General features: G+C 66.4%; 13 protein-coding genes. 6 read left to right on the top strand and 7 right to left on the bottom strand.

The genetic code is table 11. The features are described from left to right. The first annotated feature begins 4 nt into the window (after positions 1-4). The 4 genes from BKG76_RS19645 to msrB are packed head-to-tail and all read left to right on the top strand — an operon-like array spanning position 5 to position 4,147. Positions 5-796 carry a pyrimidine reductase family protein gene (locus tag BKG76_RS19645; RefSeq protein WP_070939419.1) on the top strand — a complete coding sequence of 264 codons (792 nt, stop codon included), beginning with the start codon at positions 5-7 and terminating at the stop codon, positions 794-796. A 28-nt stretch (positions 797-824) separates the two neighbouring features. Then, positions 825-2,366: an alpha/beta hydrolase gene (locus BKG76_RS19640; RefSeq protein ID WP_083338191.1), complete on the top strand. Its 1,542-nt coding sequence runs from the start codon at positions 825-827 to the stop codon at positions 2,364-2,366. Between the two features lie 49 nt (positions 2,367-2,415). Beyond that, positions 2,416-3,801 carry a glycosyltransferase family 87 protein gene (locus tag BKG76_RS19635; protein ID WP_407937668.1) on the top strand — a complete coding sequence of 462 codons (1,386 nt, stop codon included), beginning with the start codon at positions 2,416-2,418 and terminating at the stop codon, positions 3,799-3,801. Continuing rightward, positions 3,758-4,147: a peptide-methionine (R)-S-oxide reductase MsrB gene (gene msrB / locus BKG76_RS19630; protein ID WP_078278046.1), complete on the top strand. Its 390-nt coding sequence runs from the start codon at positions 3,758-3,760 to the stop codon at positions 4,145-4,147. Before BKG76_RS19635 ends, msrB begins: the two co-directional genes overlap by 44 nt. A gap of 76 nt (positions 4,148-4,223) precedes the next feature. On the opposite strand, the gene hemQ is transcribed toward msrB, so the two are convergent. Genes hemQ through hemE form a run of 3 tightly spaced genes read right to left on the bottom strand, consistent with a single transcriptional unit; the run spans position 4,224 to position 7,405 of the window. Continuing rightward, entirely contained in the window at positions 4,224-4,919 is a 696-nt protein-coding gene (hemQ, locus tag BKG76_RS19625) for a hydrogen peroxide-dependent heme synthase (RefSeq protein ID WP_070939415.1), read from the bottom strand. Further along, the gene (locus BKG76_RS19620) at positions 4,912-6,294 is read right to left on the bottom strand and encodes a protoporphyrinogen oxidase (RefSeq protein ID WP_070939414.1); all 1,383 of its coding nucleotides are present in this window, start codon (positions 6,292-6,294) and stop codon (positions 4,912-4,914) included. The genes hemQ and BKG76_RS19620 overlap by 8 nt, the downstream gene beginning before the upstream one ends. A gap of 16 nt (positions 6,295-6,310) precedes the next feature. Further along, the gene (gene hemE, locus BKG76_RS19615) at positions 6,311-7,405 is read right to left on the bottom strand and encodes a uroporphyrinogen decarboxylase (protein WP_070939987.1); all 1,095 of its coding nucleotides are present in this window, start codon (positions 7,403-7,405) and stop codon (positions 6,311-6,313) included. Positions 7,406-7,517: 112 nt separating this feature from the next. Here hemE and BKG76_RS19610 point away from each other — a divergent pair, with 112 nt between their 5' ends. Both BKG76_RS19610 and BKG76_RS19605 read left to right on the top strand, forming a co-directional pair. Continuing rightward, positions 7,518-8,099 (top strand): DUF3000 domain-containing protein, encoded by a 582-nt coding sequence (locus BKG76_RS19610; protein ID WP_070939413.1) that lies wholly within the window; start codon positions 7,518-7,520, stop codon positions 8,097-8,099. Positions 8,100-8,136: 37 nt separating this feature from the next. Further along, entirely contained in the window at positions 8,137-9,339 is a 1,203-nt protein-coding gene (locus tag BKG76_RS19605; RefSeq protein WP_070939986.1) for an HRDC domain-containing protein, read from the top strand. A gap of 70 nt (positions 9,340-9,409) precedes the next feature. On the opposite strand, the gene dxs is transcribed toward BKG76_RS19605, so the two are convergent. The 4 genes from dxs to BKG76_RS19585 form a co-directional block, all read right to left on the bottom strand. Next, entirely contained in the window at positions 9,410-11,335 is a 1,926-nt protein-coding gene (gene dxs, locus BKG76_RS19600) for a 1-deoxy-D-xylulose-5-phosphate synthase (RefSeq protein ID WP_070939412.1), read from the bottom strand. A 21-nt stretch (positions 11,336-11,356) separates the two neighbouring features. Further along, complete coding sequence (nhaA, locus tag BKG76_RS19595; RefSeq protein ID WP_070939411.1) at positions 11,357-12,682, bottom strand: Na+/H+ antiporter NhaA; 1,326 nt, start codon at positions 12,680-12,682, stop codon at positions 11,357-11,359. A gap of 102 nt (positions 12,683-12,784) precedes the next feature. Beyond that, positions 12,785-13,951 carry a class I SAM-dependent RNA methyltransferase gene (locus BKG76_RS19590; protein ID WP_070939410.1) on the bottom strand — a complete coding sequence of 389 codons (1,167 nt, stop codon included), beginning with the start codon at positions 13,949-13,951 and terminating at the stop codon, positions 12,785-12,787. Further along, a complete protein-coding gene (locus BKG76_RS19585) occupies positions 13,952-15,946 on the bottom strand; it encodes an APC family permease (protein ID WP_207543796.1) in 1,995 nt (664 codons plus the stop codon). It lies immediately after the preceding gene. Between the last annotated feature and the right edge of the window lie 85 nt (positions 15,947-16,031).

The raw sequence follows: 16,031 nt of genomic DNA, 5'->3' as shown, positions 1-16,031 counted from the left end.
CCTTGTGGCCGACAGTGACGATGAACAGGCGATTCCGGGCCCTACTGGGATACAGCTCACACAGCTGACCACCGGGGCCCCGGTGGATTCCGGCGAGCTGGTCGATCTCTACGACTACCCCGCCAACAATGAAATCTGTCTGCGCGCCAACATGATTGGCAGCCTGGACGGGGCGGCGACGGTCACCGGCTTGTCCGGTGGGCTCGGCGGCGACGGCGACCGGGCGGTATTCGCCGCGATGCGCGCCAATGCCGATGTGATTCTGGTCGGGTCCGGCACCGCGCGCGCCGAGCGCTATCACGGCGCACATCTACCGGTCGGCGTGCGTCAGCGCCGTCAGGCCCGCGGGCAGGGCGAGGTTCCGGTGATTGCGGTGGTCACGGCCTCGGGAGCCGTGGATCCGAGCATTCCCTTGTTCAACGAATCTGAGGTCACGCCGATCGTGGTCACCACGGCGTCCGGAGCGGCGAACGTCGCTTCCCGGGTTCCGGCAGCGCAGATTCTCGTCGCCGAGAACCACCTGCACGCCGGGAAGGTCGATCTGCGTGCGGCACTGACCGGACTGCACAGCCGGGGCCTGTCCCGAGTGCTGTGCGAGGGCGGCCCGTCACTGCTCGGCACGCTGCTTGCGGCACGTCTCGTCGACGAGCTGTGTCTGACCGTTGCGCCCACCACGGTCGGCGGCGACGGGGGCCGGATCGTGTCGAGCCCCACCGAAGCACCCACGGCGTGGCAGCGGGTGTTGCTGCTCGCAGACGCGGACGGCTACCTGTTCACGCGGCACGTCCGGGCTTAGCCAATGTTCACCCGATACTGTGGTCGGCATGCGTGCACGGCTGATGGGGGCGATGGCGGTTGCCGTGGTACTGGCTGGGTGTGCACCCGGCCCCTCGGCCGGGCCGCATTTCGCGATGGACGAGGGCCACGGAAATGTGGGTCCCGCCACGACACCGCCACCGAGCGGTCCCCCCTCGATCGACAAGCCCAAGGTCGACCTGTCCTGGCAGGACTGCACCCGTGAGGTGCTCGCCAGCGCCAACATCACCACCTCGCCCACGTTCACTCTCGAGTGCGCCGAGTACAAGGCGCCGCTGGACCCGATCAACGGCGCCCCGGGCAGCGTGACGCTGGGCGCGGTGCGCGCCAAGACTTCGCAGACACCCGCCGATGCCGGCCCGCTCGTCTTCACCACCGGCTCCGATCTCCCGTCCTCGGTCCAGCTGGCCACCTGGCTCAACGGGCCGGGCGCGCAGGTGCTCAAGCAGCGCCCTGTGGTGGCCGTCGACCGCCGCGGTATCGGGCGATCCGATGCCATCACCTGCCGCGATACCTGGGATACGCGCGACATGCGGGACCAGGCGCAGTACCGCGGCGGCGATGACCCCGTCGCGAGCCTGGGCAAGATCGTCGAAACCGCGACCACCAACTGCACCGACACCATCTCCCCCGGTGACTCCGCCTACAACGACGCGCATGCCGCCGAGGACCTGGAGGCGCTACGCGCCCAGTGGGACGTGCCGGCCCTGGCGCTGCTCGGCATCGGCAGCGGCGCGCGGGTCGCGTTGGCCTACGCCGGATCCCACCCCAACAAGGTGGCCCGGCTGATGCTCGACTCACCGGTGGCCGCCGACATCGCCGCCGAGGCCGCCGCCGAACAGCGGCTCAAGGGCCAGCAGTCCGCGTTCGACGCCTTCGCCGCACAGTGCGTCGCCAACAACTGCCCGCTGGGACCCGATCCGGCCGGGGCCGTCGGTGACCTGCTGAACCGCGCACAGAACGGCGGCCTGCCCTGGTCACGGGCGACGGTCGTCAGGGCGATCACCACGGCGCTGGCATATCCGGTCGGCGACAGCACCGCCGTCGTGCAGAATCTTGCGAACACCCTCAACGCCGCGCGCGGTCCTGACAGTGGCGCGTTGACCCCGCTGGTCGACCGGGCCAACGCGCTGCGCGATACCGATGGGCAGTTCGTCAACTCGTGCAGCGACGCGCTGGCCCGCCCCACCCCCGACCGGGTCCGCGAGCTGGTGGTGGCCTGGGGCAAGCAGTACCCCCTGTTCGGGCGCACCTCCGCCCTGGAATTGGCGAACTGCCTGCAGTGGCCCAGCGGATCCAAGCCGAACCCGCCACAGGATCTGAAGATCAACGTGCTGATCCTCGGCGGGCAACACGATCCGATCTCCGGCAGCGAGGGCGTCTCGGCGACGGCCGCGGTGATCATCAACGCCAAGGCGGCCAGCAAGCGCGTCATGTGGCAGGGCATCGGCCACGGTGCCATCGTCTACACCGCGTGCGCGCAGCCCCCGTCCCTGGCCTACCTGAACGACGGGAAGCTCCCGGACACCGACACGTTCTGCCCGGCCTAGTCGTACTTGCGGTAACCGCACTGGGCACGCAAGGTACGGTGCCTGCGTGGTGTCAGTCGATACGTCATTTTCACGCCTGATCGAGGGCTTCAAGAACTCCGTCGCACAGGCTCTGAAACCGCCGACCGCACCGCCGTCAATCGCGACCATCCTGCGTTCGGTGCTGTGGCCGGTGGCCATCATGGCGGTGATCCACCGCAGCTACGTGCTGGGCACCAACGGCTACATCACCGACGACTTCGGGCCCGTCTACCGCGCCGTCATCGCCTTCAAACGGCACCAGCCGGTCTACAACGAGAACTTCTCCTACGTGGACCCGCACTACATCTATCCGCCCGGCGGCACGTTGCTGCTGGCGCCCTTCGGATATCTGCCGGTGGATGCGTCGCGGTACTGGTTCATCACCATCAACGCCATCGCGATCGTGCTCGCGGCCTACTTCCTGCTCCGGCTTTTCAACTTCACGCTGGCCTCGGTGGCCGCACCGGCACTGCTGCTGGCCATGTTCTGCACCGAAAGTGTCACCAACACAATTGTTTTCACCAACATCAATGGCGTGATGCTACTACTGGAGGTGCTGTTCTTCCGCTGGCTACTGGACGGGAACAAGAACTCCGAATGGCTGTCCGGCGTCGCGATAGGCCTGACGCTGGTCATCAAACCACTGCTGTTACCGCTGCTGTTACTGCCGCTACTGAACCGGCAGTGGCGGGTTTTCGCGGCCGCCTTCGGCATCCCCGCCTTCTTCAACGCGGTGGCGATGTTCGGCCCACACAAGGTCCGGATCGTGGACGGCTGGGACTATCTCCGGCGCACCGTGAGGTACCTCGGTGAGACCCGCGACTACTTCAACAGCTCCATCGCCGGCAATGGCGTGTACTACGGGCTCCCCGTGCCGCTGATCGGTTTCCTGCGCATCGCGTTCCTGCTGATCGCCCTGGTGAGCGTGTGGCTGCTGTACAAGTACTACCGCCGCCGTGACCCCAGGTTCTGGGCATTGACCACCGGCGGTGTGGTGCTGACCGCGTCATTCCTGCTGCTGGGATTGGGCCAGGGCTACTACTCGATGGCGCTGTTCCCGTTCGTCATGACAATCGTGCTGCCCAACTCGGTGCTGCGGAACTGGCCGGCCTGGCTGGCGATCTACGGTTTCTTCACCATGGACCGCTGGTTGCTCGTGCACTGGCTGACGACCGGCCGCGCCCTGGAGTACCTGAAGATCACCTACGGCTGGTGTCTGCTGCTGATCGTCGTGATGATGGTGCTGGTGCTTCGATACCGGACCGCCAAGGCCGCTGGCACACTGGAACAAGGGCTGGATCCAGACTGGATGAGGGCTGCGATAGGCACTAAGGAGTCAGCGGACGATGACGACATCGAACGACCCGAAGGTGAATCTGACCGACGAGCAGTGGCGGGAGCGACTGACTCCTGACGAGTTCGCGGTGCTGCGCCGTGCCGGTACCGAACGACCGTTCGTCGGCGAGTACACCGACACCAAGACCGAGGGCGTATACGCCTGCCGGGCATGTGGCGCCGAGCTGTTCCGTAGCACCGAGAAGTTCGAATCCCATTGCGGCTGGCCGTCGTTCTTCGACCCGGCCGATTCGGACGCGGTGATCCTCAAGCCCGACGACTCGATGGGCATGCGGCGCGTGGAGGTGCTGTGCGCCAACTGCCACAGCCACCTGGGGCACGTGTTCGAGGGCGAGGGATATCCCACGCCCACCGACCAGCGCTACTGCATCAACTCGATCTCACTGACGCTGCAGCCGTCCTGACCCCGCTTGCCGTCGACACGCCGCGTCGCGCGGGCGTGTCTCGGCATGCCACGGCGTGTCGGCGCGGGGATGGCGGCTAGGGCAGGCGGGCGACGAGCTCTTCGGCCGAGATCCGCGGGCCGGTGAAGAAAGGCGTCTCCTCGCGCACATGCAGCCGCGCCTCGGTGGCGCGCAGGTCGCGCATCAGGTCGACGATGCGGTACAGCTCGGGGGCCTCGAACGCCAGCAGCCACTCGTAGTCGCCGAGCGCGAACGCAGGAACGGTGTTGGCACGCACATCCTTGTACGCACGCGCAGCGATACCGTGATCGGCGAGCATCTTGCGCCGCTCCTCATCGGGCAGCAAGTACCAATCGTAAGACCGCACAAAGGGATACACGCAGATGTAGGCGCCCGGCTCCTCCCCCGCGAGGAACGCCGGGATGTGGCTCTTGTTGAACTCGGCGGGACGGTGCAGGGCCGCGTTGCTCCACACCGGCGTGCTGGCCCGGCCCAGGGCGGTGGTGCGCCGGAAGTCGCTGTACAACGCCTGGAGCTTCTCGATGGATTCGGCGTGCGACCAGATCATGAAGTCGGCATCGGCACGCAGGCCGGCCACGTCATAAATGCCACGCACCACGACGCCGTCATCCTCGTGCCGCTTGATCAGGGTGGCCACCTCGTCGGCGGCGCCGTCGCGATCCTCGCCCAACCCTCCGTCGCGTACCTGGAATACCGAGAACATCAGGTAGCGGATGGTGGAGTTGAGGGTGTCGAAATCGAGGCTAGCCATGCCTCCATCGTGCCACGCTGTCCCGCACGGCTCGAGAGGCGGAGGCCACACAAGCCGGCACCCCTATCCCGTCCAGGTAGGAGCCCGCCACCGCGATTCCGGACGGCAATCCGGCGCGGACGGCATCCACGACATCGGCGTGGCCGGGCCCGTACTGCGGCATGGCGTCAATCCAGCGGGCCAGCGCCGAATTGATCGGAGCGACGGGAGCACCGAGGACGGTTTCCAGATCCACGACGGCCCAATGCCGGAGCTGGTCGTCGCTGGTGGCGCGTGCCACCGTGTCGCCGAAGCGTCCGTAGGACAACCGCACCACCTGGGTGCTCCGTCCACGCATCCCCCACTTGCTGGTCGAGAACGTTATGGCCTTGGCGTGTAACGACTCTCCCGACGCGACAAGCACACCGGAATTGGCGGGAAGCTCGACATCGCCGGGCAAGGTCAGCGCCACCACCACCGACGAAGCCACCGGGATCGAGCGCGCCGCGGCCGCCGACTCCGGTGCCACCGCATCGAGAATGGCCGCCGCGCGGGGTGCGGGCACGGCGACAATGACCGCATCCACGCGATCGGACACGCCCGCTGCGGTGACGGTCCAGCCGTCGCCGTCGCGGTCGACACCGGTCACCGCGAGTTGCCGATGTTCGGCGCGCGCGCGGCTCCAGAGTTCTTCCACCAACACCACGTACCCGCCGTCGATGGCACCGAAGATGCCGGTGGCAGATATCGGCGGCAAGGCCTGCCGGGCCGCCGCGAGCAGACTGCCCGCACCCTCGTCGAGCGCCCGGGCGATACCGGGGGCCGCCGTGCGCAGACCCGTCGTCGCGGCAGAGCCTGCGTACACACCACCGAGCAGCGGATCAACCAGCCTGGCGACGACCTGCGGCCCGAACCGCAATGCCACCAGGTCGGCGACGGTGGGGTCGGCTCCGACGGTCCACGGCATATCGCGCTGAGGTTCACTGTCGATGCGGGCGACGGTCTCGTCGTCGACCAGGCCGATCACCGATGACGCCGAGGCGGGGATGCCGTTGACGGTCCGCGTGGGCAGCGGATGCAGGCTGCCGCCGGCGTAGACGAGGGGCCGCGCACCGGTGGTCTCGATCCTGCGGTCCGCCAAACCCAGCTCGTCCAGGAGGTCCAGCACCTCCGGGCGCCGGGTGATGAAGGCTTCCGCACCGATATCGATGCGGTGCTCGCCCAGGGTGATGGTGCGCAGGATGCCGCCCAGTTGCTCGGCGGGGTCGTACACGGTGATGCGGGCTCCGCCTACCCCTAGGCCGTCGAGTTCACCGCGCAGTCGATAGGCCGCCGTCAGGCCCGAAATCCCGCCCCCCACAATGGCAATGGAGGGAGAATCCGACGGCGGCGTCATCTGGATACCACAGACATCACAGGGAATGCACCAGCGCCACCGCATCGGTGAGCACCGCAGGATCGGTGTCCGGCAGCACTCCGTGGCCTAGATTGAAGATATGTCCGGCTGCCCCGTCGGCCACCGCCTGGCGCCCCTCGGCGACGATGCGGCGCACCTCGCGCTCCACCACCGGCCAACCGGCGAACAGCACGGCCGGATCGAGGTTGCCCTGCAAGGCTTTTCCGGAACCGACCCGGGTGGCGGCGACGTTCAGCGGAGTCCGCCAGTCCACTCCTACCACCGTGGCTCCCGCCTCCCCCATCGCACCGAGCAGTTCGGCGGTGCCCACCCCGAAGTGCGTCATCGGCACACCAGCGCCCGCGAATTCCTCGAAAATCCTTGTGCTGTGCGGCAATACGGCGGATCGGTAGTCGGCCAGAGACAGTGCGCCCGCCCACGAGTCGAACAGCTGCAGTGCGTCCACGCCGGCATCGAGCTGTGCGCGCAGGAACTCGATGGTGATATCGGTCAGCGCGGTCATCAAGGCATGCCAGGTCTGCGGATCACCCAACAGCAAGGCCTTGGTGCGCTGATGATGACGACTCGGGCCGCCCTCGACCAGATACGAGGCCAACGTGAAGGGCGCACCCGCGAAGCCGATCAATGGGGTGGCACCGAGTTCGGTAACCAGCAGTCGTACCGCGGCGCTGACGGCCTCGACCTGACCGGGCTCCAAGCGCGGCAGCCCCGCCACATCGGCGGTGGTGCGCACCGGGTTGGCGATCACCGGCCCGACGTCGGGAACGATGTCCAGATCGATTCCGGCGGCCTTCAGCGGGACCACGATGTCCGAGAACAAAATGGCAGCGTCCACGTGGTGCCTGCGGATCGGCTGCAACGTGATCTCGCAAACCAGTTCGGGGTTGAAACAGGCGTCCAGCATGGCGTGATCCGCGCGCACCGCGCGGTACTCGGGCAGCGAACGTCCAGCCTGTCGCATGAACCACACCGGAGGGTGGCTGGGCAGCCCACCCGCGGCGGCCGCCAAATATGGCGAAGTTGGCAGGTCACGCCGCGTTTTCGAAGGGGTTTGCGCCGTCGTCGCGCTATCTTCGTTCAATCCGGTCATCACCGCCCATGCTGCCATGGCCGCGATGAGCCGTACACGCGAAGAGCGTCAGACGCCGTCGCACGGCGCGCCTGCGGGAGCATGTCGGCCCGGCGCGCTACCGTCCATTGCTGTGACGTCTGCCGAACCAGCCCCGTTCCGCGCGGCGGTCGACGCGATGAACTCCGTGACCGCGCGTCCGGAAATCGAGCTGGGCACTATTCGTCCCCCGCAACGGCTGGCCCCGTTCAGCTACGCACTCGGCGCTGAGATCAAACACCGCGACACCGATAACGTGCCCGAACAATCCGAGGGCGACGCGTTCGGCAGGCTAATCCTGCTGCACGACCCCGACGGTGACGAGGCGTGGAACGGCACCATGCGGCTGGTCGCCTATATCCAGGCCGACCTGGACTCCTCCGAGGCCGTGGATCCGTTGCTGCCGGAAGTTGCGTGGAGCTGGCTCGTCGACGCGCTCAACACACGCACCGCGGATGTGACGGCGTTGGGCGGAACCGTCACCGCCACCACGTCGGTCCGCTACGGCGACATCGCCGGCCCGGGGCGCGCCCACCAGCTGGAGCTACGTGCGTCCTGGACCGCCACCGGCGCGGATATCGGCATCCATGTCGAGGCGTTCTGCGAGGTGCTGGAGCATGCGGCGGGCCTGCCGCCGGTCGGTGTGACGGATCTGGGTTCGCGCCACCGCGCTTAGCGCATACGCTGCTGACTCAGATATGAAAACCGAAGATATGGACGCCGACTCCGAGCTTCCCGAGCCAACACCGCTGCTGCGACCCGCCGAAGGGGTGCCGCCGATCACCGCATCGACGGATGAAATACGCGCGGCCGCACAACGTTTGACTTCCGGCACCGGCGCGTTTGCCGTCGACGCCGAACGGGCCTCGGGGTTTCGCTACTCCAACCGGGCCTATCTGATCCAGATTCGCCGCCGCGGCGCGGGGACCGTGCTGCTGGATCCGACCAATGTTCCGGACGCCCTCGGTCCGATCGTCGAGGCGCTGGGCGCCGACGAATGGATCTTGCACGCCGCCGACCAGGATCTGCCCTGCCTGGCCGAATTGGACATGAAACCGCCGTCGCTCTACGACACCGAATTGGCCGGGCGCCTTGCCGGATTCGAGAAGGTGAACCTGGCCTCGATGGTGCACCGGCTGCTCGGCTTGGGGCTGGCCAAGGGCCATGGCGCCGCCGACTGGTCCAAGCGTCCGCTGCCAGACGATTGGCTCAACTACGCGGCGCTGGACGTCGAGGTGCTCGTCGAGCTGCGCGAGAAGATCGCCGAGGTGCTCGCCAAGCAGGAAAAGACGGAATGGGCGCGCCAGGAGTTCGAGCATCTCGCGCACACACCGGCGCCCACCACGCGGCGGGACAACTGGCGTCGCACCTCCGGTGTCCACAAGGTACGCAAGCCCGGACAATTGGCGGCTGTTCGCGAATTATGGCTCAGCCGTGACGAATTGGCCCGCGCACGCGACGTGGCCCCCGGCCGCACCCTACCCGATTCGGCAATCGTCGAGGCCGCGCTGGCCGATCCCAAGACGCGCGCCGAATTGGTCGCCCTCCCGGTCTTCGGCGGGCCCCGGCAGAAGCAGCAGGCCGACCGTTGGCTCGCGGCGCTCGCGAAAGCACGCAGCGGGGCCGCTCCTCCACCGGTCAACGAACCCACCATCGGCCCCCCGCCGGTGTCGCGCTGGTCGCGGCGCAAGCCCGAGGCCTATGCCCGCCTGGAAACCGTAAGGGCGGCCCTGTCGACACTCTCCGAGCAGATATCGGTGCCCGTGGAGAACATCGTCACCCCGGAGATCATCCGACGGATCTGCTGGGACTGGGACGGACACGGAGACGTCGAAGAACAACTGGCCGCACACGGTGCGCGCCCCTGGCAACGGGAGCTGACCGTCCCGATCCTCGCCGAGGCGTTGGCGGGCTAACCCACCGACACCCCGCGTCTGGTGACGAGTACTTGGGAAATGCGTCGTAAACCGTAGTTTCGATTGGGCCCTAGTCGACCTGTTGTGTCGCCGGGTTCACGGTGCTGTCGCCGATCTCGCGACTCATCGCGGCCACCCAGCCGGTGATCTTGCGGGCGATGTGCTGATCGGTCAAACCGAGCTGCTCGAGGATCTGCCCGCGCGACGCGTGATCCAGGAACTGCTGCGGCACACCGATATCCCGGCTCGGCACGTCCACGTCGGCATCTTGCAACGCGGCCGTCACCGCACTGCCGGCACCACCGTGCACACCGCTGTCCTCCACGGTGACCACCAGGCGATGCTGCCCGGCCAGTTCCACCACGTGTTCGGGGACGGGGAACACCCAGCGCGGATCGACGACGGTAACCCCGATCCCCTGCTTGCCCAGCCTTTCGGCCGCCGCCAATGCCGTCGACGCGAATGGGCCGACCGCCACCAGCAGCACATCGGCATGCAAACCGCTGGCCGGCCGGGCCAGTATGTCGATGCCGTCTCGTCGCTCGACCGCCGGGATATCCTCGCCGACATCACCCTTCGGGAAGCGCAGCGCGGTCGGACCGTCGTCGATCGCGAGGGCTTCGGTGAGCTCTTCGCGTAGCCGCGACGCATCGCGAGGCGCGGCAACCCGCATCCCGGGCACCACATTCAGGATCGACAGATCCCACATGCCGTTGTGGCTGGCCCCGTCACTTCCGGTGATCCCGGCGCGGTCCAGTACGAATGTCACCGGAAGCTGGTGCAGCGCAACATCCATCATCACCTGATCAAACGCGCGGTTCAGGAAGGTGGAGTATATCGCCACCACGGGATGCAGGCCGCCCATCGCAAGTCCGGCCGCCGAGGTGACGGCGTGCTGCTCGGCGATGCCGACATCGAACAACCGATCGGGGAAGCACTCACCGAACTTGCTGAGTCCGGTCGGGCCCGGCATGGCCGCGGTGATCGCCACGATATTGCGATGCTCCCTGGCCACATCGATGAGTGCGTCGGAGAACACTGACGTCCAACCAGGAGCCGAAGCCTTAATGGCGCGACCGGTTTTCGGGTCGATGACGCCGGTGGAATGCATCTGCTCGGCCTCGTCGTCCTCGGCCGGGCCGTATCCCATGCCCTTGCGAGTGATCACGTGCACGATCACCGGGCCGCCGTAGCCGCGGGCACGGCGCAGCGCGTCTTCCACCGCTTGCTCATCGTGACCATCAACCGGCCCAACGTATTTCATCCCGAGATCGGTGAACATCACCTGCGGCGATACCGCGTCCTTGACCCCCACCTTGAGGCTGTGCATCAACGCGTATGCCAATGGTCCCACCACCGGCATACCGCGCAGCAACCTCTTGCTCTCGTCGAGAACCTTCTCGTACGAGGGAGTGAGCCGCAGCCCGGCCAGATGCGAAGCCAGCCCGCCAATGGTGGGCGCGTAGCTGCGCCCGTTGTCGTTGACGACGATGATGATGCGCCGATGCGCCGCGGCGGCGATATTGTTCAGCGCCTCCCAGCACATCCCGCCGGTGAGGGCACCGTCTCCGACCACCGCGACGACATGGCGGCGCCGTTGCCCGGTGAGCTCAAAGGCCTTGGCGAGTCCGTCGGCGTAGGACAAGGCCGACGACGCGTGGCTCGATTCCACCCAGTCGTGCTCACTCTCGGCCCGTGACGGGTACCCCGACAGTCCGTCCTTCTGGCGCAGCGTGTCGAAATCTCCGGTACGGCCGGTGAGGATCTTGTGGACGTACGCCTGGTGCCCGGTGTCGAAGATGATCGGGTCATACGGTGACTCGAAAACGCGATGCAGGGCGAGCGTGAGTTCGACGACACCCAGGTTGGGTCCGAGATGGCCGCCGGTCGCGGCGACCTTGTGGATCAGGAACTCGCGGATCTCGTCAGCGAGCAAGTCCAGTTCTCGCTTCGAGAGACCCTGCAGGTCACCCGGCCCCCTGATGTCGTCAAGCATCCCGTCAGTCTACGCAGCGATTCAGATCCGGTCGCTTGGAGCGGGCCCAAAGACATCGGGCACCCCGTCGTGATCGGCATCCAAAGTCTCCTTCGCCTCGATGCGCTCATATGCCCGGTTCCGGAGCCTGAGCACCACCGAGGCCACCGCCGCCGATGTCAACGAGCCGGCGAGCACGCCCACCTTGACGTGAGACGCGGTTTCCGCGCCCAATCCGGATGTCGCCGACTCCGCGGCTCCAAACGCCAGTTCACCGATCAGCAGCGACACCGTGAAGCCGATCCCGGCGAGCAGGGCCACACCCGCGATATCCAGCCAACTGAGGTCGTCATCGAGGCTGGCACGGGTGAACCGTGCCAGCAGATAGGTGGTCAGGAAGATCCCCACCGGTTTGCCCACCAGCAGGCCCAGGACCACGCCGAGCGCCACCGGATCGAGTAAGGCTTGCCCGAGCCCGGCGAAGCCACCGAGGGTGACACCGGCGGCAAAGAAAGCGAATACCGGCACCGCAACACCCGCCGACAGCGGCCGCAGTCGATGCTCGAATTGCTCGGCCATACCGTGCACGTCGGTGCGGCCATCACGCCGCAACACCGGGACGGCGAACCCGAGGAGCACCCCTGCCACCGTCGCGTGCACACCCGAGGCATGCACCAACGCCCAGGTGGCCACCGCCAGCGGCACCAGTAACCACCATTCCCGGCGGCGGCGCTGCACGGCCAGGGTGAACAGGCCGAGCGGGATGAGCGCCAGCCCCAACGGACCCCAGTGCAGCTCATCGGTGTAGAAAACGGCGATCACGATGACGGCCAGCAGATCGTCGACCACCGCCAGGGTGAGCAGAAAGGTGCGCAGCGCCGTGGGCAGGTGGGTAGAAATCACCGCGAGCACAGCGAGCGCGAAGGCGATATCCGTGGCCGTCGGGATGGCCCAGCCACGCATCGCTTCGCCACCACCGGCGGCATTGACCGCCAGATAGATGGCGGCGGGCGCGATCATGCCGCCCACCGCCGCGACGATCGGCAGCGCGGCCCGACCCGGATCGCGCAGGTCCCCCGCGACGAATTCGCGTTTGAGTTCCACCCCCACCACGAAGAAGAAAATCGCCAGTAATCCGTCGGTGGCCCAGCCCGCCAACGTCAGGTTCAGGTGCAAGCGCTCGGGCCCGACGGTGATGGCACCCAGCCGGTAGTACCAGGAGCTCCACGGCGAGTTGGCCCACAGCAGCGCGGTCAACGCCGCCACCACCAACAGGACGCCGCCGACAGTCTCCTTACGCAGAATTTCGGCGACGCGCGACGACTCCGCCCATGATCCGCGGGTGAAGACGCGCTGGCTAAGTCGCATGAGTCGGTGTCCGTTCGTTTTTCAGGTAGGGCTCGATAACCGCCGACCAGACTTCCCGGCACACCTGGAGCCAGTTTATAAGATCTTTACGCTCGTTGCTGTCTATCGGGTGAGCAGGGCGAAGCTCTCGATGTGGTGAGTCAGCGGAAACGCGTCGAACACCCGCAACTCCCGGACCCGATATCCACGTTCCAGGTAAAGGCCCACATCGCGCGCGAATGCCGCTGCCTCACAGCCGATATGGATAACCTTTGGCACGTTGGCCTCCGCGATTTTTCCGATCACCTCACGCCCGGCACCCGCCCGGGGCGGATCCAGCACCGCAACATCCGCCGCGCCCAGATCGCGCATGGCGTGGCGGACCGAACCACAGATCATCGTGACCTGACGCAGGTCACCCAACGCGCCCTTGGCACTACGGAACGCCGGCCGCGAGGTATCCACGCTGACAACACGTCCCGCGCGTCCCACCGCTTCCCCCAGCACCGCGGCGAAAACCCCGACGCCGCCGTACAAGTCCCAGGCACTCATCCCCGGTTCCAGCTCGGCCCATTCCGAGACCAGTTGGCTGTACGTGCTTGCCGCGTCGCGGTGCGCCTGCCAGAAGGCCGTTACCGGAACCAGCCAGTGCCGGTCCCCCACTTTCTGGACCGCGACATCCTCACCCTCGACAATCGTGCGCCCGCGCAACACATGTCGCCGTCCTTGATCGTCTATCACGGCGTGCAGCGGCCCGTCGGAACCCAGATTCGGCTCATCCAGCCCGTCGAGTAATCCCGGCACCACCTGGGCACAGCGCAGGTCGGTCACCAACTCGTCACTGTGATACCGGTGAAAACCCGGTTGGCCCAACGCATTGACATCCAGACGCACCCGGGTACGCCATCCGGTGGGGGCGCCGGTTCCCACCGGTTGCGCCACGCCCTGCCAGTCGTACTTACCGAGCCGCGCCAGCTGCTGGCTCACCACATCGCCCTTGAGTTCGCGCAGATACGCCGGATCAGCGAAAGAGAGATCGCAGCAACCAGATTCGCCGCTGCCATGGGCGATCGGGCACAACGGTTCGATGCGGTGCGGCGATGGGTCGAGGACCTCGATCGCGGCACCATGCCAGAAACTGGCTTGCCGGTCGTCGGTGATCTGCACCCGCACCCGCTCACCGGGAAGCGCGTATCTGACGAAGATGACGCGCCCATCCTGCCGGGCCACCACACTGCCCCCGTTGGCCGGCCCGCCGGTCTGGACTTCGAGGATTTCGCCGATAGCCATCTACGAGTCGAAACCGCGTCGTGAGTCCCCGGGTGCGGACTGCTCGTCGAGCTCCCGCCGACGTTCGGACGAATCAAGTTGCCAGGGAACGGATGTGACCATGACGTTGGGAACGAACAGCAGACGCCCCTTGAGCCGCAGCGCACTCTGGTTGTGCAGCACCTGCTCCCACCAATGCCCCACCACGTACTCGGGGATGAAGATGCAGACGACCGTGCGTGGCGCTTCCTTACTGATGCGCCTGACGTAATCGAGGATCGGCCGGGTGATTTCGCGGTACGGGGAGGCGATCACCTTCAGCGGGGTGCTGAGATCGCTCGTCTCCCAATCACGTACGAGCTCGCGGGTGTCCCGATCGTCCACACTGACGGTGATCGCTTCCAAGACATCCGGACGAGTGGCACGGGCGTAAGCCAGAGCGCGCAGCGTGGGCTGGTGCACCTTGGAGACGAGGACGACGGCATGGGTACGGCTGGGCAGCACCACTTCTCCCTCGTGGTTGTCCAGCTCGCGGGCCACCGTGTTGTAGTGCTTGTGGATCATCTTCATGAGCACGAACAGCAGACCCATTGCCAGGATCGCAATCCAGGCTCCGGCAAGGAATTTGGTGACCAGGACGACCAGCAGCACCGCCCCGGTCATGATGAAACCGATGGTGTTGATGATCCGTGAGCGGATCATCTTGCCGCGCATCGCCGGGTCGGTCTCGGTCGTGAGCAACCGGGTCCAGTGCCGCACCATGCCGATCTGGCTGAGCGTGAAGGACACGAAGACACCGACGATGTACAGCTGGATCAGCGCGGTCACCTCGGCCTTGAACGCCACCACGAACAGGATGGCGACGGCCGATAGGAAAATGATGCCGTTGGAGAACGCCAGCCGGTCACCGCGGGTGTGCAGCTGGCGTGGCAGGTAACGGTCCTGCGCCAGAATCGATCCGAGCACCGGGAAACCGTTGAACGCGGTGTTGGCGGCCAGCACCAAGATGAGCGCCGTCACCACGGTGATGAACACGAAGCCGATCCGGAAGTCACCGAACACCGCCTCGGCCAGCTGGGCGACCAGGGTCTTCTGGTGGTAGTTGGCGGGCGCACCCACCAATTGCGTGGCGGGGTCCTCGGCAATCTTCGCACCGGTGCGTTCGGCCAGCAGGATGATGCCCATGAACAGGGTGATGGCGATGCCGCCGAGAAGCAGCAGCGTCGTGGCCGCATTGCGTGACTTGGGTTTCCGGAAGGCGGGCACGCCATTGCTGATCGCTTCCACACCCGTCAGCGCCGCACATCCCGACGAGAAAGCCCTCGCGACAAGGAACACCAGCGCGAAGCCCAGGATGCCGCTGCCTTCGCCATGCATCTCGAAGGAGGCCGACTCCGCCTTCAGCGGGGTACCGAGTACGTAGATCTGGAACAGCCCCCAGCCCAACATGAGATACATGCTGACCATGAAGGCGTACGTGGGAATCGCGAACGCGGCGCCCGATTCGCGGACTCCGCGCAGATTCATCGACATCAGGATCACAATCGCGACCACCGCGAACGTGACCTTGTGCTGCGCGACAAGCGGAATCGCCGAACCGATGTTCGACATCGCCGAGGACATGGAAACGGCAACGGTCAACACGTAATCCACCAGCAGGGCGCTGCCGACCGTCAGACCCGCGGTGGGCCCGAGATTGGTGGTGACGACCTCGTAGTCGCCACCGCCCGACGGGTAGGCGTGCACGTTCTGCCGGTAGCTCGCGACCACCACCATCATCACCGCGGCGACCGCGAGGCCGATCCATGGCGTCATCGCATAGGCGGACATGCCCGCCACGGAGAGCACCAGGAAGATTTCTTCGGGCGCATACGCCACCGAGGACAGCGCGTCCGAGGCGAAAACCGGTAACGCGATGCGCTTCGGCAGCAGGGTATGGCCAAGGCTGTCACTGCGAAACGGTCGGCCGATTACCAGGCGTCGAGCCGCCGTCGACAGCTTGGAAAGCGTAGACACGAACGCCAACATTAGGCCACGCGAGCAATCGCGGTACGGTCTCACTTGACATCGCTGTGTCGGGCGACGCGACGCGGCGTCCAAC

It is taken from the genome of Mycobacteroides franklinii (assembly GCF_001853795.1).
GTDB classification, from domain to species: domain Bacteria; phylum Actinomycetota; class Actinomycetes; order Mycobacteriales; family Mycobacteriaceae; genus Mycobacterium; species Mycobacterium franklinii.
This window is presented reverse-complemented; position numbering and strand designations above follow the sequence as displayed.

Bases quoted from the DNA above. Each gene is read 5' to 3' on its own strand.
- BKG76_RS19640 (WP_083338191.1), top strand. From the start codon at position 825: ATGCGTGCACGGCTGATGGGGGCGATGGCGGTTGCCGTGGTACTGGCT.
- hemQ (WP_070939415.1), bottom strand. From the start codon at position 4,919: ATGGCTAGCCTCGATTTCGACACCCTCAACTCCACCATCCGCTACCTG.
- BKG76_RS19620 (WP_070939414.1), bottom strand. From the start codon at position 6,294: ATGACGCCGCCGTCGGATTCTCCCTCCATTGCCATTGTGGGGGGCGGG.
- hemE (WP_070939987.1), bottom strand. From the start codon at position 7,405: ATGACCGGATTGAACGAAGATAGCGCGACGACGGCGCAAACCCCTTCG.
- BKG76_RS19605 (WP_070939986.1), top strand. From the start codon at position 8,137: ATGGACGCCGACTCCGAGCTTCCCGAGCCAACACCGCTGCTGCGACCC.
- dxs (WP_070939412.1), bottom strand. From the start codon at position 11,335: ATGCTTGACGACATCAGGGGGCCGGGTGACCTGCAGGGTCTCTCGAAG.
- nhaA (WP_070939411.1), bottom strand. From the start codon at position 12,682: ATGCGACTTAGCCAGCGCGTCTTCACCCGCGGATCATGGGCGGAGTCG.
- BKG76_RS19590 (WP_070939410.1), bottom strand. From the start codon at position 13,951: ATGGCTATCGGCGAAATCCTCGAAGTCCAGACCGGCGGGCCGGCCAAC.